The 17,188-nt window shown below is 58.3% G+C and carries 18 protein-coding genes; 16 read left to right on the forward strand and 2 right to left on the reverse strand.

The window, feature by feature from the left end:
* Window positions 1–29: 29 nt before the first annotated feature.
* The 11 genes from NAF06_RS15165 (at window position 30) to NAF06_RS15215 (ending at window position 10,886) form a co-directional block, all read left to right on the forward strand.
* Window positions 30–1,418 carry a hypothetical protein gene (locus tag NAF06_RS15165; RefSeq protein ID WP_008580549.1) on the forward strand — a complete coding sequence of 463 codons (1,389 nt, stop codon included), beginning with the start codon at window positions 30–32 and terminating at the stop codon, window positions 1,416–1,418.
* The gene (locus NAF06_RS15170) at window positions 1,415–2,833 is read left to right on the forward strand and encodes an argonaute/piwi family protein (protein ID WP_008580551.1); all 1,419 of its coding nucleotides are present in this window, start codon (window positions 1,415–1,417) and stop codon (window positions 2,831–2,833) included. Before NAF06_RS15165 ends, NAF06_RS15170 begins: the two co-directional genes overlap by 4 nt.
* A gap of 117 nt (window positions 2,834–2,950) precedes the next feature.
* A complete protein-coding gene (locus NAF06_RS15175; protein ID WP_008580553.1) occupies window positions 2,951–3,877 on the forward strand; it encodes a transcription initiation factor IIB in 927 nt (308 codons plus the stop codon).
* Window positions 3,878–3,970: 93 nt separating this feature from the next.
* Window positions 3,971–4,852, forward strand: coding sequence for a biosurfactant protein 1 (locus NAF06_RS15180; RefSeq protein WP_080507123.1), 882 nt, complete (start codon window positions 3,971–3,973; stop codon window positions 4,850–4,852).
* 357 nt (window positions 4,853–5,209) lie between these two features.
* Entirely contained in the window at window positions 5,210–5,698 is a 489-nt protein-coding gene (gene nrdR, locus NAF06_RS15185; RefSeq protein ID WP_008580558.1) for a transcriptional regulator NrdR, read from the forward strand.
* 133 nt (window positions 5,699–5,831) lie between these two features.
* The gene (locus NAF06_RS15190) at window positions 5,832–6,842 is read left to right on the forward strand and encodes a ribonucleotide-diphosphate reductase subunit beta (protein ID WP_008580560.1); all 1,011 of its coding nucleotides are present in this window, start codon (window positions 5,832–5,834) and stop codon (window positions 6,840–6,842) included.
* Window positions 6,843–6,844: 2 nt separating this feature from the next.
* Window positions 6,845–8,539: a ribonucleoside-diphosphate reductase subunit alpha gene (locus NAF06_RS15195; protein WP_008580562.1), complete on the forward strand. Its 1,695-nt coding sequence runs from the start codon at window positions 6,845–6,847 to the stop codon at window positions 8,537–8,539.
* A gap of 187 nt (window positions 8,540–8,726) precedes the next feature.
* Entirely contained in the window at window positions 8,727–8,915 is a 189-nt protein-coding gene (locus NAF06_RS15200) for a DUF8012 family protein (protein ID WP_006183366.1), read from the forward strand.
* Between the two features lie 91 nt (window positions 8,916–9,006).
* Window positions 9,007–9,387 carry a hypothetical protein gene (locus NAF06_RS15205; RefSeq protein ID WP_008580566.1) on the forward strand — a complete coding sequence of 127 codons (381 nt, stop codon included), beginning with the start codon at window positions 9,007–9,009 and terminating at the stop codon, window positions 9,385–9,387.
* Between the two features lie 68 nt (window positions 9,388–9,455).
* Complete coding sequence (locus NAF06_RS15210) at window positions 9,456–10,118, forward strand: DUF6735 family protein (RefSeq protein ID WP_008580568.1); 663 nt, start codon at window positions 9,456–9,458, stop codon at window positions 10,116–10,118.
* Between the two features lie 123 nt (window positions 10,119–10,241).
* The gene (locus tag NAF06_RS15215) at window positions 10,242–10,886 is read left to right on the forward strand and encodes a hypothetical protein (protein WP_239638676.1); all 645 of its coding nucleotides are present in this window, start codon (window positions 10,242–10,244) and stop codon (window positions 10,884–10,886) included.
* Between the two features lie 139 nt (window positions 10,887–11,025).
* Here the strand turns inward: NAF06_RS15215 and NAF06_RS15220 are convergent, their stop codons facing one another.
* Window positions 11,026–12,204, reverse strand: a complete 1,179-nt coding sequence (locus tag NAF06_RS15220; protein ID WP_008580572.1) for an outer membrane protein assembly factor BamB family protein — start codon at window positions 12,202–12,204, stop codon at window positions 11,026–11,028.
* Window positions 12,205–12,431: 227 nt separating this feature from the next.
* Between NAF06_RS15220 and NAF06_RS15225 the strand changes: the two genes are divergently transcribed.
* From NAF06_RS15225 to NAF06_RS15245, 5 genes are all read left to right on the forward strand, one after another.
* Window positions 12,432–13,730, forward strand: a complete 1,299-nt coding sequence (locus NAF06_RS15225) for an RNA-guided endonuclease InsQ/TnpB family protein (RefSeq protein ID WP_008580574.1) — start codon at window positions 12,432–12,434, stop codon at window positions 13,728–13,730.
* Window positions 13,731–13,885: 155 nt separating this feature from the next.
* A complete protein-coding gene (locus NAF06_RS15230; protein WP_008580576.1) occupies window positions 13,886–14,569 on the forward strand; it encodes a DUF8127 domain-containing protein in 684 nt (227 codons plus the stop codon).
* 236 nt (window positions 14,570–14,805) lie between these two features.
* Entirely contained in the window at window positions 14,806–15,297 is a 492-nt protein-coding gene (locus NAF06_RS15235) for a DUF7995 family protein (RefSeq protein WP_008580578.1), read from the forward strand.
* Between the two features lie 3 nt (window positions 15,298–15,300).
* Entirely contained in the window at window positions 15,301–15,666 is a 366-nt protein-coding gene (locus tag NAF06_RS15240; RefSeq protein WP_008580580.1) for a DUF7568 family protein, read from the forward strand.
* A gap of 73 nt (window positions 15,667–15,739) precedes the next feature.
* The gene (locus NAF06_RS15245) at window positions 15,740–16,135 is read left to right on the forward strand and encodes a DUF7567 family protein (RefSeq protein WP_008580583.1); all 396 of its coding nucleotides are present in this window, start codon (window positions 15,740–15,742) and stop codon (window positions 16,133–16,135) included.
* 22 nt (window positions 16,136–16,157) lie between these two features.
* On the opposite strand, the gene NAF06_RS15250 is transcribed toward NAF06_RS15245, so the two are convergent.
* The gene (locus NAF06_RS15250) at window positions 16,158–17,021 is read right to left on the reverse strand and encodes a RecQ family zinc-binding domain-containing protein (RefSeq protein WP_239638677.1); all 864 of its coding nucleotides are present in this window, start codon (window positions 17,019–17,021) and stop codon (window positions 16,158–16,160) included.
* Between the last annotated feature and the right edge of the window lie 167 nt (window positions 17,022–17,188).

Below are 17,188 nucleotides of genomic sequence, written 5' to 3' on the forward strand. Positions count from 1 at the left end.
AGGTACTCCATTGTGAGGTTCGGCATAACGTGGCCCTCACCAACCTCCTAGGCGAACGCGAGGCCCTCGCTAAAAACTCGGAGATCTACGGTGACAAGGTCCAGGAGTACATGGAGGCGATGGGATACTACATCACGGAAACATCGCCCACCCATGGCGGGCTTGTCGACCAGAAATATGAACTCCCAGAGATCAGGGGTGACCGAGAGGTCTGGGTCGAGCTCAAGTGGACAGACCAGCGCCGTCACGGGAAGAAATTCCTCGAGGAGATGGGGAAGTACTTCCTCCACTACATGGACCGGTCTCCTGAGAAACGGTTCGACGTGGCCATCTTCGGGCGGAACCTCGAGAACTTCAAAGAGTGGCAGAAGATCTTCGATGTCACCAAGCAGACCGACGAGGCAATCCAGGAGTTCTACGACCGGGTCTGCGAGAACGACAAACTCTCGGACGAGCATCAAAGGAAGATTAAGAGCTATTCGATGGACGATTTCGAGGAGTTCCTGAGTGACACCCACGTCTACCAGGCCGACTACGACTCGCTCTTGATGAAGATCGAGGAGTTCGAGAAAGACGACCGGTTCAAACCCGACTTCTTCCAGCGTGAAGCCGAACCCATCACCGACAGGTCAGAGCTGACCACCAACCTCGTCGAGATAACAGAGTACCCTGAAACTCTGTACATCGGAGACCAGGTGGAGGGCGCGACACAAGAGGTAGCATTCAAGCTACGCCCATTCACGGTGCCGACGTGGTTCAAGTCGAACAAGGTGTATAGCCTGTTGCCGCCGGAGGAAATGCCGAGAGCGGTCAAACAGTTCATTGACCCGGACACGGTCGAGGAGACCGGGTTCCGGTCGTGGGTAGAAGCCGACCAAGGGAACGCCGATATTGGGAAACGGCTGATTCGGGCCGTTGTCCTCTCCAAGGGTGAAGACCGTGGCTGCATCGCGATAAACTACCGTAGCGACTACCACCTGTACTTCCCACACGAAGACCCCGAAGCGGAGGTCCGGAAAGAAGAGGGGCGACAGGTCACAAAACACTACGATGAGGCCGAATCACCCTTCTTCCGCCACCACTCACTCCGTATCGGCATCCTCGAATACCCAGGTCAGTACTTCCTCACCCTGAAACCAGCTATCCTGTTCACCACCAACGGGAAAGAAAACCGGATCACCGGGGAACAAGCCAAACCGTTACACGACAGGTTCAGCCCCAGCCGACACGGGAACAACCGGAAAACACGGAGTCGGATCAACCACTGGTGGAAAATCCTGGACTACGGCGACCCCAAACAGGAAGATCTGGACATCGGGACAGAACCCGTGATGCTCGAAGTCAACAAAAGGCCGCCCAAAGACACCGACGAACGGGACGGCACCATGCAGAACAAGTGGTTAGGAGATTTCCAATGAACGAGTTCACCGCCGAAGTCCTCGACGAACCCGGCTTGATGTTCGCTGACGGCGAGGACTCCATCGACCCCCGAGTCGGATTGATGAAATACGGACCAAGAACTCCATCCGGCAAATCCGAACACCAGGTAATCAACGTCGGATACATCGGGTCTGGCCGGTCTCTCGGCGGCCTCGAGAAACTGTTCAAGGACATGGAGCTGGCGATCACCGCCGACGAGGACAAGTCGAAGCGGTGGAAACCACCGTTCCCCGGCCTCGGCGAACGGTCACCGCTGAACTTCACGTTCAACACGCAGAAGCGGTGGCGGCAGACGATTACTCGAGGCGAGATCCGGGACCTGAAACAAATCCGCAGCCGGAAAGACCGGTTGGAAGAAGCGGTCGAGATCATCAAGATCAACCTTGAAGTCCTGTACGCCAAGGAAACGCCGCCTGACGTCGTGTTCATCGCGATTCCAGAAGCGATGTGGGACGCATGCACTCCATCCCACCAGGACCATGCCCGGATGCAGTCAGAGACCAGCGACTTCCACAACCGGATCAAGCTGCTAGGGATGGAAGTCGGGTTGCCGACGCAGCTGATGCAGCCGAAGACCCTCCGCGGTGAGGGCGTCCAGGACAAGTCCGAGATCGCATGGAACATCGCGGTTGGAACACTGTACAAGGCGCAACGCGGCCATCCCTGGAAACTAACCGAGCTGGAGGACGGAACGTGCTTCGCCGGGATATCCTTCTACAAAGAGCGAGGCGGAGACCAATCCCGGACACGGACAGCTATGGCCCAAGTCTTCCTGGAGACAGGGGAGAACTTCATCCTTCGAGGCGACCCCGTCGAAGGAGAGAAGCACGGCCCAGGGAACAACCACCTCGCAGAAGACGACGCCAAGCAACTGGTAAAGAAGATTCTCAGGCACTACCGTAGCCACAAAAAGACTGAGCCGCGACGACTGGTGCTTCACAAGCGGTCGGAGTTCTGGGAAGAGGAGCGAGAGGGCTTCATCAAAGGTGCCGGGAACATCGAGTTGATGGACTTCGTCACGGTCCGAGAACGGCACCCAGTCCGGGCCTTGAGTTCCGGGATTTATCCGGCGCTTCGAGGCACGATGGTCTCCGCACCGAACAACGAGGAGCACTACCTGTACACGAAGGGGTACATCCCGGCTTTGTCGACGTATCCGGCCTCGAACATCCCGGAGCCGATCGTGGTCAAGCCGGATCCAGAGGTCAGTGACTCATCGCCACAGAAGCTGTGCCGAGAAATGCTGGCGTTCACGAAACTGGACTGGAACACTTCGGATTTCTGCACGAAGCTTCCGGTTACAATCGGAATCTCAGATGCCGTTGGGAACATTCTGGCTGAAGCTGAAGCTCAAAACACCAGTCTGGACATCCATTACTACCATTATATGTAGAACATCAGCTGGATTGTGTTCTAGTTGACTGGAGTACCGATACCATCCGTTTCTATCGGCCCCTCAATGGGCGAGGGGCTCGCTGTACTGGCGGGTTCCCTGAACACGGTGAGAACGATGGCAACCAGAGACATCTACGAGAGCGGATTCGACGAAGACGTCCGAACGGAATCGAGTGCGAACCAGTGTCCTGAGTGCGACGGCCGGGTCACCACGAACGCGGTCGAAACGGTCTGCGAGGACTGTGGCCTGGTCATCAACGAACAGCGTATCGATCACGGGCCGGAGTGGCGGGCGTACGACGACGAGGAGTGCGAACGAACGGGCGCTCCACTCACTGCGGCCCGCCACGATCGCGGCCTGTCGACGGAGATCGGTCGCGGTACCGACGCGAAGGGGAACGAACTCTCGGGGCAGAAGCGACAGCGACTCGCGCGGATGCGCCGTGAGCAGACCCGTGGTCGCTGGCGGTCGAAAGCGGAACGGAATCTCGCACACGGACTGGGCGAAGTGCGTCGGTTGGCGAGTGCCCTCGAACTCTCCAATTCGGTCCGCGACCAGGCGTGTCAGCTCTTCCGGAGCGCCCAGAACGAGGATCTGCTTCGTGGCAGATCCATCGAGGCCATCGCCGCGGCCAGCGTCTACGGGGCATGTCGGTGCAACGGCCTCTCGCGGTTGGTGGACGACGTCAGCGAGATGGCCCGCGTCGCAGAGTCACGGGTCACGAACGCGTACAAAACGCTGAACGAAGAGCTGGGCCTCCCCGCTGAGCCCGTCTCCCCCAGCATGTTCGTGCCGCGACTCGCCTCGGACCTCAAGTGTCCGAACGAAATCCGACAGCGGGCCCGAGCCCTCGCGGAACAGGCCGAGGAGCGCGGCGTCACGACGGGCGTTCATCCGGCCGGGTTCGCCGCGGCCTGCCTCTACAAGGCCGGTCGCGAAGAGGGGCGATGGCTGACGCAATCCGAGGCCGCGGACGTGGCGAACGCCTCGAAGGCGACTGTTCGGGCGCACCGGGATACGTTGGAGGAACAGGTCGCCTGAGGCGATCACTGTCTCTCCGTCTGTACTGCACATCGTTCTATCCACGCTACGATTTAAACACGAAGACGAGCCATGTTCTCTGTAGACTCCGCTATGAACGGTCGTTACTCCGACTTTGAGGAACTGCGGCCGACCGGCGAGGCATCCCACATTCCGGACACGAGGCTGGACGACGGGTGTGAAGGTGACCCCCGACGGCAACGTGTCGCGACGAGCGCTGGTGGCTACCCTGATGCGCCGACGACTACCGACGGCGAATGCCGGTCCTGTGGGGCGTCAGTCCCAGACGGCCAGACGAAATGCGGGTTCTGTCTCTCTAACCATCTCGGAGGTGACGCCACTAGCACGAACGAGGCAGCGTTGACGACGTGCCTCGGCATCGTCCACCTGGTCGTCGAGTCGACGACGTTCTACGGCGCCGTGGCGAAGGGCGGCGCCGCGGCGAACCTCCTCTCCGCCAACGAGACGGAGCCGGCCGTCGACGACTACACACTCCTCTACGACCTCAACGAGGCACCGGCGCGCCAGCTGGCCGAACAATGGCCCTCACTTCCCGACGCGGTACAGGTGGCGTCAGCGGAGGGAGAGCGGCTTCTCAGTGCCGCCCGTGACCGGACTGGGTGGCACGGGCAGGAAGCGTCGGAGGATCCGGAGCAGGGCCCGACGCGGCTCTACGACCAGCGTGGGGACGGCATCCGCAACGCGTCGCGTCTCGACGCGGTCCTCGACGACGCCGACAACGCGGTATGGCTGGTTCCAGCGATAGCGCTGACCGAATCCGCTGGCGAAGCTGGGGCTGATCAGCAGGAGTGGTCGGTACCGACGACTCAGGAACTCGACTGTCAAACCTGTGGACGAGCGACCGACCATCGGTTCACGACCCACGAGTCGGTCCCGGATGAAGCGTGGACGGGGCAACCGATCTGGGAGTGTCGGGTGTGTGGCTCAGCTCGCTACGGCCCCAGTCTCGAGTAGCGCCAGAGTTGGGCGTCGATTAACCAACATCTCCACAGGTGGCTCCGGGTTTCGTTGGTTAACAGTAATAGGTAGTACGATTTCCTTGTTCAGACTCGCAGCCGCTAATTAGTGTAAAATCGGTAACTACGGATAGAATACTAATCGCTACGTGAGGGGATGGAGAGCAGTAGTTGAGACTGGGTCACTCAATGCAGATGATCCCGATTTTCCGCGCCCACTATTCAAGTTTAGTTGTACTACATCAATTCAATTGAGTAAGTTTTATGTGACAGTCCTCACCACCAGATATTGCGGTCGAAATCGAGAGGTCCCACATCTGGGGTTAAGACCCTGGAGGATTAAGTAGTGACAACTATGAACTGCCCGGACTGCGGGAACGAGCGAACACGCGTCATCGATACAGGGACCAGTGCCGACGGAACCTCCGTCCGACGGCGCCGCGAATGTCAACGCTGTTCGTTCCGCTTTACGACCTACGAACGTCCGGAGTGGGAGTCACTCCAGGTGAAAAAACGCGACGGAACCATCGAATCGTTCGACCGACAGAAACTCCGCGCAGGAATCGAGCGAGCCGTTGAGAAGCGCGAGGTGGCCGAGACAACAGTGACTGCTCTCGTCGACGATATCGAGAGCGAACTGCAAGGTCGAGAGGCACGTATCGTCTCTTCGAGTCTCATCGGCGAACTCGTCTCTGAGAACCTCCGTACGCTCGATAAGGTAGCCTACATTCGATTTGTCTCCGTTTACAAAGCATTCTCTGAGCCGCAGGAATTCCTGAGAGAACTTGACGCAGTCTTGGATGCAGAACTCGATGACTTCGAAGCCTCGAACAGCTCACTATGACACAAACATACGCAGCTCAAACAAATGTTCGGTCAATCCTTGACCGGGCGAGCATGACCCACGTCCAGACGTACAGAGAACGACGGAAACAGAAACCAACCAACAGAGAACGATTCCTCCGGGGTACGTGCCAATGACTGAAAACAAAACCAAAGGCGGAGATCCGGAGACCGACATTTTCTCCGAACGAACGCAGCTCAAACCGTACGAATACCCCGACGTCCTCGAGTACAAAGACGCGATACGGAACAGCTACTGGGTTCACACGGAGTTCAACTTCTCAGGAGACGTTCAAGACTTCAAGGTCAACACGACTCCAGCCGAGAAAACCGTCATCAAACGGACGATGCTGGCTATCGCGCAAATCGAGGTCCAGGTCAAGACCTTCTGGGCAGACATCTACGACGAGATGCCCAAAGCGGAGATCGGGAACGTCGGTATGACCTTCGCGGAGAGCGAGGTCAGACACATGGACGCGTACAGTCACCTACTCGATATCTTGGGGATCACGGAGGACTTCGAGGAGGTGACTGACGTCCCCGCAATCGAGAAGCGGATCGACTACCTCGACGAGTACCTCGAGAAGAGCGAGAGCGACGACAAACAGGAGTACGTGATGAGTCTCCTGCTGTTCTCCACGTTCGTCGAGCACGTCTCGTTGTTCTCGCAGTTCCTCATTATGACGAGCTTCGACAAACACGAAAAGAAATTCAAGGGGATCGCGAACGCCGTCGAAGCGACCAGCAAGGAGGAGCAGATTCACGGACTGTTCGGTGTCGAACTCGTGGAGACGATTCGGGAGGAGAATCCGGACCTCTTCGACGAGGAGTTCGAGGAGGAGATCCAAGCGGCCAGTCAGCAGGCGTTCGAGGCAGAGATGAAGATACTGGACTGGATCTTCGATGAGGGCGAACTGGAGTTCCTTCCCCGGGCGCACGTCGACGCGTTCCTGCGGGACCGGTTCAATCAGAGCCTCGAAAACGTCGGTGTCGAGCCGATATTTGACCCGGATGATGACCTGCTCGAGGAGACACGGTGGTTCGACGAGGACATCATGATGACAAAGGATAACGACTTCTTCAGCAAGCGGTCGACCACGTACAACAAACACGCACAGAGCGTCACCGCGGAGGACATGTTCTAACGATGGCACAAACAGAACCAGCACTCGACGAGGTCAATCAGCAGCACGAGGAACCGTTTTACTGGCTGAACGAGGACAGCCGGGCGTTCCTCGACGACGGGTACCTGATCGAGGGCGTCACGGCCGAGGAGCGGGTCAGGGAGATCGCGGAGCGGGCCGAAGAGATTCTGGACGACGACGGCTTCGCGGACAAGTTCTACGACTACATGAGTCGGGGCTTCTACAGCCTCGCGAGTCCAGTGTGGTCGAACTTCGGTCTGGACCGAGGCCTGCCCATCAGCTGCTTCGGCAGTTACATGGAGGACAACATGGAGAGCATCCTCTACACGCAGGCCGAAGTGGGCGAGATGACCAAGCTAGGCGGCGGGACCAGCGGATACTTCGGCGAGATCCGCCCCCGAGGCAGCCCGATCACGAACAACGGCAAGAGCAACGGGAGCTACAGCTTCACCGAGCTATTCGACACGATCATCAACGTCGTCAGCCAGGGCGAGACGCGGCGCGGTCAGTTCGCGGGGTACATCGACGTTGAACACGACGACCTAGACGAGTGGCTCAACATCAAGACTGAGGGCGACCCAGTACAGGACATCTACTACGGCGTCATCATCGGTGACGATTGGTTCCGGGCGATGGTCGACGGTGACGAGGAGAAGCGAGAGACGTGGGCAGAGATCATAGAAACGCGGATTAACATCGGTGTCCCGTATATCATCTTCCGGGACAACATGAACGACGGGAAGCCACAGGTCTACAAGGACAGGGGCTACGAGATCAACGGCTCCAACCTGTGTACCGAGATCGCGCTGCCAGCCACGCCGGACGAGAGTTTCGTCTGTTGTCTCTCGTCGATGAACGCGCTCCACTACGACGAGTGGAAGGATACCGACGCAGTAGAGACGCTGACGCGGTTCCTCGACGCCGTCATGGAGGAGTTCATCCAAGAGGCGGAGGGGACGCAGTTCATGGAACGCCCAGTACGGTTTGCGAAACGGCACAGGGCGATCGGCATCGGCGTCCTCGGCTGGCACAGCTACCTCCAGAGCAAGATGATTCCGTTCGACAGCATGGAGGCGATGGAGAAAAACGAGGCAATCTTCCGCACGATCAAGGAGCGAAGTTACGAGGAAAGTCGTCGTCTCGCCGACGAGTTCGGGGAGCCGGAGGTGCTCGAGGGCTACGGTCGTCGGAACGCGACGACGATGAGCGTGGCCCCGACGAAATCCAGCAGTGTCATCCTGGGGCAGGTCAGTCCGAGCATCGAACCGCTGAAATCGAACTACTTCGTCCGCGACGGTGCGAAGCTGAAATCGACGCAGAAGAACCGGTTCCTTGAGACGATATTGAAAGAGCGAGGCAGAGACGAGCGCGAGGTCTGGGACAGCATCGCACAGAACGACGGGAGCGTACAACACCTCGACTGCCTGACCGACGAGGAGAAGGAGGTGTTCAAAACCTTCGCCGAGATCCCACAGATGGCAATCATCAACCAGGCAGCGCAGCGGCAGAAACACATCGATCAGGCACAGAGCCTGAACGTCTCGATCGATCCGAGCGAAGTGAGCGTCAAGGAGATCAACCAGCTCTACATCGAGGCTTGGAAGAAAGGGGTGAAGAGTCTCTACTACCAACACAGCGTGAACGCCGCACAGAAGTTCAGCCGAGACATCCTCGACTGCAAGGCCTGTGAGAGCTGATCTCCCATCGGCCGGTATGATAGAGTGCTCCATGTAAACTACGCACACCTATTTTCCAGACGTTCCAGTCCGGTTTTAGAATGAAGAAAGAGTGCTTTGACTACTGCTAAGAGCGTAATCTCCTGCAAGTCCGACGCCAGTCTCGATGGGGAGTCTTTCCGCGCCGGCGAGCGGTGAGGCGCTTCCGATGGAGCAAGAGTTCAAACAAGGCTACCGGATGCATCGGATACTCAGCAATCTCAACCGACTCGACGTCGACCGATTGGACGACGCGGATCGAGAGCGAGTCGAGACCGCGAGAGACCTCCTGGAAGAGGTGAGCCTTCTCACGCGGCCGAGCGACGGAGCCGGGGCGGACGCCCACGCAGATTCCTAACTGGAGTCCCCGGCCACGACCAGGGAGGCAACTCTCGCGTCGGTTTATCGCCCCCGACAGGAATGCGGGGGCGACCCCGTGAACTCCAGACATGGCGACACTGCAAGCTGCGACGACGTCGACTGGCGCGATCGTATCGGATCCGCAGGCAGTCCGCGAGCTCTGCGAGAGCTACTGCTTCGGGACGCTCGACTGGGAAGTCACCGAGGACGGTGAACTTACCATCTGGGGACACGACGATTTCGAGGTGTACGAGGCGCGGGAGAACGGCCTGCCGGACTACGAAGGCGGGATCGTGACCCACGAATTCCTGCGAGAACTCGCCGACCACCTCGAAGATGACGAGGAACTCGATATCCAGACAGCGGGGTTTACCAAGTGTCGCTTCCCCGTGCTGGCGAAACGGTACGTCGTTCGCGACGGTAAGGTCCTTCACGCAGACCTCAGTTCCCCCGACCCGATCGACGAGTAGCGTTGTTCGTCCCCCGGGAGGGGTGCGGGGCAATCCAGTCGTGGGGCGCCCTGCGAGGTGATTGGTCAATGGGTCACCGCGCACTTGTTGCGTACGAACGGACAGACGGACAGTACACGCTCCACTACAGCCATTGGGGTGCAGCAAACCTCAAGCTCAAGCGCCGAATTTCGGCTGAATCGCCGTTCGGTGGCGACGACACCGACTCCAAGTGGGCGAAACAGTTGCTGGCGGAACTAGCTGATGGCCTCGAAGCAGATGCCGTCGACGGCTACCTCGCCGGCGAGAATCGACCATCGACGGTCGTCAAGCCGAAGCCCCGCGCCACCGGGCTCACCCTCGACGAGATCGTCGCTGACCATCTCGACTACCTCCACCACGAGGCGTTCTTCGTGGTGTCGACGACGTTCGAGGTGACCGCCTATCGGACGCTGTGGTTCGGGCTCCAGTACGACTCGGAGACAGTCGAACAGGGAGAGACGGTCGGGAACGGCGCGCTCGCGACGGTGCGCTGGTACGACGGCGAGCCGGTCGGCGACGGCCACCTGCAGGGCCAGTTCGCAGCCCTCAAAGACGTCGTCGGCGATATGCTCGACAAGGGCGTCTTCACGCCGTCGACGGCGAGACAGTACCTGAAACGGAAGCTGGCCGAGCGAGTCGGAGACCGACAGGAGCTGCTCATTCCGACCGGAGAGTCACCCTTCGAGAAGGCGAGCCTGAACCACTCCTAGAGGGCTGAACAGTACGATTCGGATTGTACCTTGGTCGAACCCTCTGAAACAGCCATCGCAAGTTATTCGGGTGGAACAGTAAGACCAAAGACACTAATTGAGGTGTTTTCCAATTCGCTATGAATGCCTGAGTCCCCGCATCCTCCACAGAACGATCACGGGAACCGAACACGTCGGCAGGTCCTTGCTGCCGGAGGAGTGGTTGCTACCGCCGCTCTTGCTGGGTGTAGTGGACTGCCTGGAACTGGGTCACGGACGCTTGATACCGTCGTTCACGAAAACTCGGCAGACGAACTGTCGTGGGATTTCCCGAGCCAATCCGACGCTGAGAGCATCGGGTACGTCGAAATCTGTAGGAAACCACAATTCGACTCGGAGGGATCGATACCGTCACGATGGTTCACCTTCAACGCAAGTATCGATCCGTCATCGTCCTACAAGCTGGATCAGTTCACGACGACGTTCGCCACTCCAAACACCTATTTCGACCAGCACGGGCAGATCACCTACCTGGTCAGCCCACCAGTGCGGAGTGACAGCTTCAACACCTACTTTCAGCGACTCCAGAATGGGACGACACACCGCCAGTTCGTGATGGAGATGGATGAGCTTGATATCGATGGGACGATCGAATTCCCGTTCGCCATTCGAGACGCGCAAGCCCTCCCGTCAACGTTACAGTGTTCGTTCTCGGTTCAGGCAACCGAATCAGGAACGTTTGGGGAGACCGTTACCGCATCGAATTCAGGTACCTTCGAGTATGACTAAGAAGACGAAGAAGGCAGTTCAGTTTGATGTCTGAGACGGAGATACGGCAGACCCAATCGATCCGGTGCCTCTGCCGACGAGATCATGTCAGCAATCGGTGTATTTGAGGATGGCACTACTATCGATCGCTGTCAGTGAATCATTCACAGTTCGTTCGCAGCGTGACCGAATCCCCAGACGTGTAAATCAGACCACGACTGACAGGAACACATCCTGTTGCAGATGTTTCAGACAGAGTCCACAACTCGCTCCCGTCCTCAATGCTCAGACCGACAGTCCGGTCAGTCGTCGGAACGACGACTGACTCCCCAACGACGATTGGAGAACCTGTGACATCGAGGGCTTGTTCCCACTGGACGTCTCCACTCTCAACGGCCAGCCCATACACGGTTTTCTTGTCCGCGCTGAAAACGCGGCTATGTCCGATCGTTGGTGAGAACAGACGACCATCGTACATCGCTTTTGACCACTGCCGGTCTCCACTGGTGGCATCGAACGCCACGAGTTCGTAACGGTCGTAGCTCGCGAGGACCACATCCTCCGTGCGGACGAGCGGTTCCGGGATATTTGGCCCAGGAATTTCCCACTTTGTTTCACCCGTCTCGCGGTCTAGCGCGTAGATTCCTTGGGCGGCAGAGCCATCTGCCGTGATGTACACAGAGTCATTGTCGATGGCCGGCGGTGCCGGGATGCTTGCACGTTGGTGATCGTCGCCGAACGATCGCGTCCACCGCGTGTCGCCGGTGGACGCTTCAAGAGCGGTTACATCGCCTCGGTCGCTCGTGGCGACGAGGAGGTCGTCAGCGACGGTCGGCGGATTGGGTCTGCCAACCGTATCGTGTGTCCAGGTGGTCGTCCAGCTATCGGTGTCGAGTGCGACGAGCCCGCCGGTCGATGGCTCGGTATAGTCGCCAAGTACGGGCGTGACAGCGATCGAATCCGCGAGGGCTGGCGGCCCAGTTGGACGCCGATTGAGTTCGTGGGTCGTATCGGAGGACCCATCATCGAGTTGTACGGTGGTTAGGATACCATTGTGCTCGCCGGACGTGCGACCGACGACGACAGCCGTATCATTTGTGGCAACGAGTCCGGTGATATCGATATCGTCCGCGAGGGAACTCGTCCAATAATCACCGCCAGCCGTGAGCGTCGGCTGCTCGGGGACGGCGTTCGTATTGTGCGGAGAGGCACGTGTCTGTGGCCACTGCGCGACGCCAGGATCTGTCGGAGTACACGAATTGGTCTGGCAGCCGGCAGTTGCCGCGAGAACTGTCGTGGCTGAGATTGCAAGGTATTCACGGCGCGATATGGAGGGCATCTGACCGAAACGTCGGATACAGAACCCATAGGGGTTTTGGATATCCATCGGTGAGCAGGTTACTCGAAGCCAACTGCTGTTTTTCAGGGGCCGGAATGGGTGAGCCCCACCATAGGCTCGTGATTCGATGACCTCAGAGGACGGCCTAGTTCCACTAATTCGAAGCTGTAGCCACTTGACCCACACAGAGTCCAGATATTTATAAATAAAACCGTTAATACCTGAAAATGACGATGGAGATCATCCGTACCGTCAAAATCAAACTTGACGTGCCCAACCCACGACGGGACGACCTCCATCAGACTGCCGATCAGTTCCGTTACTGCGCCAACCAAACCAGCAAGTGGGCGTGGCGTACCTCAGCAACCGAATACTGCGTCACAAGCAAGGCTAAAGCCGAAGGGGCCCTCTACGATCGCCTGCGCGAAGAAACCGACCTTACGGCTAACCTCGTCCAGAAAGGGGTTCGCCGTGCTATCGAGGCGGTCAAAAGCGGAGTCGAAGCGTGGAAGAGAGGCGACCGAACCAGCCAACCGCACTTCGATGCATGGAGTGTCGTCTACGACAAGCGGAGTGCCACCTTCCATCGTGACCACGTCTCCCTCTCAACCGTGAATGGACGGGTCGAATGTGACTACGTGCTGCCCGATGAAACAGCCGGGACACCGATTGGGGACTACTTGCTGAACGAGGACTTCGAGTTCCGAATATCCACGCTTCAGTACGACCGCTTCGAGGACGAGTTCTACCTCCACGCCCGTATGAAACGCGCCACCGAAGATGGCGAAGACACGCGTTCGAATTCGGACACGCACAACGAGAACCCAACAGTTCTCGGCGTGGATTTGAACGTTGATGGCTCCTTCGCTGTCACCAGTACGGGCGAGTTCATCGAGTCAGCGGATTACCTCAATCACCGTCGGCGCGAGTTCGAGAAAACCCGTGGCAACCTCCAAGAGACAGGCACACGGTCAGCTCATCTAACTATCCAGCAGATGAACGACCGCGAACACCGCTGGATACAAGACGTACTCCACAACGTGGCAAATGAGATTCTCTGCGAAGCCCGTCGAGTAGACGCGACTCACGTCGCGTTCGAGAATTTAACAGGGATCCGCGACCGGATGGCCCACGCGAAGCGGTTCCACGCATGGGCGTTCCGCCAGCTCTACCAGTATGTAGAGTACAAAGGCGAAGCCGAGGGTGTGACTGTCGAGCAGGTGAGTCCTGCCTACACAAGCCAGCGGTGTTCGAAGTGTGGCTGTACATTAGAGGAAAATAGACCGTCGAAACACGAGTTTGAGTGCCAAAAGTGCGGGTACGAACTCAACGCCGACTATAATGCGAGCAAGAACATAGCTCGCAAACTCGCCAAGCGTCTCCACCCGGGGCAGAAGTTTTCGGGTGGAGGAGCCACCTATCAACTGGCTCTAGCGTCGGGGTTTTTGAACCTAAACGGTGAGTTTCACGACACCGGCCCTGCAGCGGCAGAAGGGAAATCCACCGACAAACCCCACTCTCCATGAGCGAGGTCGTCAGACCGAGCGAAGTAGGGTGAGGTAGTTGATGACTGCGAGTTGGATTTCGAAGCGATACTGGTGACACATACATTCGAAGACGACCCTAGAGGTAGCCGCTTCATCCGTAGGCTTTTCAGTTATGTGTCGAACAGGTTTTTCATATGGATTGGTCCTCCGTCACCCAATACCGCGGTGAAGCCGCAATCGTCGTCGGCTTCATCTTGCTTCTGAACCCGCTCATCGTGGGCGCGTTTGACATCGGTGACCCAGACCGATATCGATACGAGGCCAGCGAAGTCTCGTTCTCCGCGAACGGTACCTACACGTTCTCGACCAACCCCGTTGCTCTCGACTCCGAGGTGGCGTGCTTTGGTGACGAACCGAGTCGTTCCTGTGTGCTTGAGCGAGCCATCCACACCAACGGAGGTATCACGTACGATGGCCCCACGGAGCTGTTCATCCACAACGAATACAGCTATGTTCACATCTGGGAGGAAGGATTCTTCCAGCCCGTAAGCGAGGAGCGGGCCAACGGGACTGTCTGGTACGGACTTGAGGCCGTCTCACAGGAGGAAGCACTCAAATATATCGCAACTCCCTTAGAACGAACTGACAAAGGCGTCCGAACCGCTATCGAAACAGGCGCCTACGAGACGTCCGACGAACTCTCCGGCGCTCACGAACTCGTCCAGGCCGACGACAGCTACTACGTCGTCTATCCAACTGTGGTTCAGGATCATGGGGGGACAGAGCGGAGCCTCACAGTCGTCGTCCTCCAGTGGCTGCTCGGAATTGCTGGTGCAATACTGATTCTCCGCGGACAACGTCACCGCATCGTACGATAAATAATTGGGTAGCCAATACTCATCGACCGTAATCCCGGTAGATCCCCACATTTCTGAGCTCTACTGAGCGATTCCTACCTCCCCAGTACTGAATGAATCCACCCCACTGGTGCAGAATGTGAAACCTATTGCAAGAGCTACTTTGAATCATCGTCTTCTCCGGTAGCTGTCTGTGCGCGCCAGCGAGAAGGTGGCGCGCGTCGGTGACCGTACCGACGGGCGTTGGAGTGGTTCAGATGCATATGGTCATCTACGCCCTCGTAGAGGCATCGACGGAAAACGAAGCATTGACTGCGGGGAAAACGGTGTTCAATCGATTGGTTGGCGCTGAGCCGCATTCCTGCGCAATATTCGACTATTTTGTGACCTTCGACGAGGAGGACACGTCCGTTGCGGGGAAGGCGCGATGGGGTGAGCTCCCGACTGCAGCCCCCGTCGACTCTGAAGACGGCGAAGACCTGCTCGAGCATGGCTGGGAGGCGACGAAGGAGGAATTCGAGCGTAATCTCGACCGGGTGAAGGAGGCCATCGACGAGCTCTCCGACGAGGAGATCATGCGCGACGAGGACCTCGCCCGGCACGCCTTCCACAAGGTCGGTGCGTACGATGGCCCGACGATCTTCCTGTACACCGAACACGGAACCGGCATTCGTCACCGTGGACAGCTGGATCGACTCCTCGAGGAGAGTGAAGAGCTCTGGATCGTACCCGCTGACGTCCACTTCTGAATAATGCCCAGGATCACCAACTGGCGACGCGAGAGCCGCTCGCCGACGCTTGCCTATCGGAACACCGAGACCGGTGCGCGAGCCGTCCTGCATCGAGCCCCGGATTCCTACCGGTACAAGTGGCGCGGAGCAATCCTCGTCGACGGCTACCCGGTCTGGTCGCGGGGATACGAGACGAAGGATGCGACGTCGTTCCGTGACGAACTCCGAGAGCGGCCCGCACCGGACCTCAACTGCCCGGAGTGTCCGAACGTCGACGTTCGCGTCGGCGAGAAGGCGGCAGACGGGGCGAAAGTCCAGCGGTGGTATGACTGCCCCGACTGTGGGTACGAAGCACCCTCACGCATCGTCTACGGCGCCGAACGGTGAGTGAGTGAGCATTGGACGCTGTTTTTCGGCCGGGCACGAAGTGGTGGCCCGGGACGACCGGGTTAGTCAACCAATGACCCTCGAAGTACTAGACCGACACAGCGAGGCACTGTTCGAGTTCCTCTGGTGCCCCGTCTGCGGGCAGGAGGTCTTCACTCACATCCCCTTCGAGGGGGTGTTCTGCAAGAACTGCAACACCCAGGTCGAACTCCAAGAATCCCGCGAGACACGCGGCTACGAGGAGGCCGTTCTCGCCTGCTTCGATTCTACCACGACCTGGAACCTTCACGTCGACGAGAAACTGCGCCGCGACCTGCCTGATGGGTCGGCCCGCGTGAAGATCCTCGGCGCACCGGGCGCCTACGAGGTCGACTGGTGGAGTCCGGAGCCAGGTGAGGATTGGGAGCCCGTCGAGCGCGGCGAGTTCGACGACGTCGAGGAACCATCAGAGGTGTCGCACCTGGCGTAGAGCACGCATTAAGGCGGTGAATTTACGTCCGACACACGTCGCAGTCTCCGCATCCACGAGGGGTTCGCTCGCCGAAGTAGAGACGGCGCCATCGAGCAAACTGATCCGCATACGTGTCCTTGCTGTACGGGAATTGGTAGAGATTGACCCCGTCCGGCAGGTCTGTGATTTCGGGCGCGTCTACGCCGGGGAATCCGTTACGAAACACGAGATCTTCTGTTTTGGACACCAACTCAGGAGCAACTGTGGATGGGTCCGAGGCCTTCAAGAAGTAGAGTGATGGGATGAACTCTTTCGGGTCGAAGAATCCGTTGGCGTGCAGAATCCACCCACAGAGCCACAGATACGCCTTCTCACTGGAGAAGAAGACTCCGTAGTGGTTGTCCGATTGCCGGCGTTTGTACACGAACACGGGGAGACCATAGCTGAAGCCGACCCGCGTTGGTTCTGCGTGGATATAGCAGTCCTCACGGTCGATGTAGTGGACTAGCGGAGCTTGACACAGCTTGCCTGGGTGCTCACCAGTACCGATCTGCTCCCACAGCTCCGAGACGGAGGCCACGTCAGCGCTCTCGTCCTCGAGAGTCGTATCATCGATTGCACGATGGACGGGCGCAGCAGACTGAATCTCCTCAGGGAGATCGTCGCTGGACAGCTTCGCCGTCTCTCGATCGGGGAGTGTCCGATAGAAGTGTTTATAGAAGCCCTCACGACGCCGCTTATCGGCGAGCGCTTCGCACCGGGCGCAGTCCTCGATGAACATCGCTGGCACCACCCGGTCTGGATTCTCGGCGGCCTCCTCGTACAGACTACGCTGCCGTTCGGCCCGCCTGGCAATCTCATCTGGATCGGGGAGTGGTGAGCTCCTCTCAGACTCCGATGACATACGCATACCTTTGGGCTGGAACAGCATCAGTTTCCGAGCAAGGATCCCACCCGACTGCAGTCTTGCGAATTTCGGAATCCATTTTTAACCAGGTTTAAGTTATCCAGTGACAACCCTTCGTCGAGATTCCAGCGACTCCACTCGATCCAGGAGAGGTTGTTTCTGCG

This window comes from Halorubrum hochsteinianum, from assembly GCF_023702125.1.
Classification (GTDB): Archaea; Halobacteriota; Halobacteria; order Halobacteriales; family Haloferacaceae; genus Halorubrum; species Halorubrum hochsteinianum.

Coding starts and splice junctions, on each gene's coding strand:
- NAF06_RS15240 (WP_008580580.1), top strand. CDS start 15,301: ATGCCCAGGATCACCAACTGGCGACGCGAGAGCCGCTCGCCGACGCTT.
- nrdR (WP_008580558.1), top strand. CDS start 5,210: ATGAACTGCCCGGACTGCGGGAACGAGCGAACACGCGTCATCGATACA.
- NAF06_RS15175 (WP_008580553.1), top strand. CDS start 2,951: ATGGCAACCAGAGACATCTACGAGAGCGGATTCGACGAAGACGTCCGA.
- NAF06_RS15235 (WP_008580578.1), top strand. CDS start 14,806: ATGCATATGGTCATCTACGCCCTCGTAGAGGCATCGACGGAAAACGAA.
- NAF06_RS15195 (WP_008580562.1), top strand. CDS start 6,845: ATGGCACAAACAGAACCAGCACTCGACGAGGTCAATCAGCAGCACGAG.
- NAF06_RS15180 (WP_080507123.1), top strand. CDS start 3,971: ATGAACGGTCGTTACTCCGACTTTGAGGAACTGCGGCCGACCGGCGAG.
- NAF06_RS15190 (WP_008580560.1), top strand. CDS start 5,832: ATGACTGAAAACAAAACCAAAGGCGGAGATCCGGAGACCGACATTTTC.
- NAF06_RS15215 (WP_239638676.1), top strand. CDS start 10,242: ATGCCTGAGTCCCCGCATCCTCCACAGAACGATCACGGGAACCGAACA.
- NAF06_RS15225 (WP_008580574.1), top strand. CDS start 12,432: ATGACGATGGAGATCATCCGTACCGTCAAAATCAAACTTGACGTGCCC.
- NAF06_RS15220 (WP_008580572.1), bottom strand. CDS start 12,204: ATGCCCTCCATATCGCGCCGTGAATACCTTGCAATCTCAGCCACGACA.
- NAF06_RS15200 (WP_006183366.1), top strand. CDS start 8,727: ATGGAGCAAGAGTTCAAACAAGGCTACCGGATGCATCGGATACTCAGC.
- NAF06_RS15210 (WP_008580568.1), top strand. CDS start 9,456: ATGGGTCACCGCGCACTTGTTGCGTACGAACGGACAGACGGACAGTAC.
- NAF06_RS15250 (WP_239638677.1), bottom strand. CDS start 17,021: ATGTCATCGGAGTCTGAGAGGAGCTCACCACTCCCCGATCCAGATGAG.
- NAF06_RS15205 (WP_008580566.1), top strand. CDS start 9,007: ATGGCGACACTGCAAGCTGCGACGACGTCGACTGGCGCGATCGTATCG.
- NAF06_RS15170 (WP_008580551.1), top strand. CDS start 1,415: ATGAACGAGTTCACCGCCGAAGTCCTCGACGAACCCGGCTTGATGTTC.
- NAF06_RS15245 (WP_008580583.1), top strand. CDS start 15,740: ATGACCCTCGAAGTACTAGACCGACACAGCGAGGCACTGTTCGAGTTC.
- NAF06_RS15230 (WP_008580576.1), top strand. CDS start 13,886: ATGGATTGGTCCTCCGTCACCCAATACCGCGGTGAAGCCGCAATCGTC.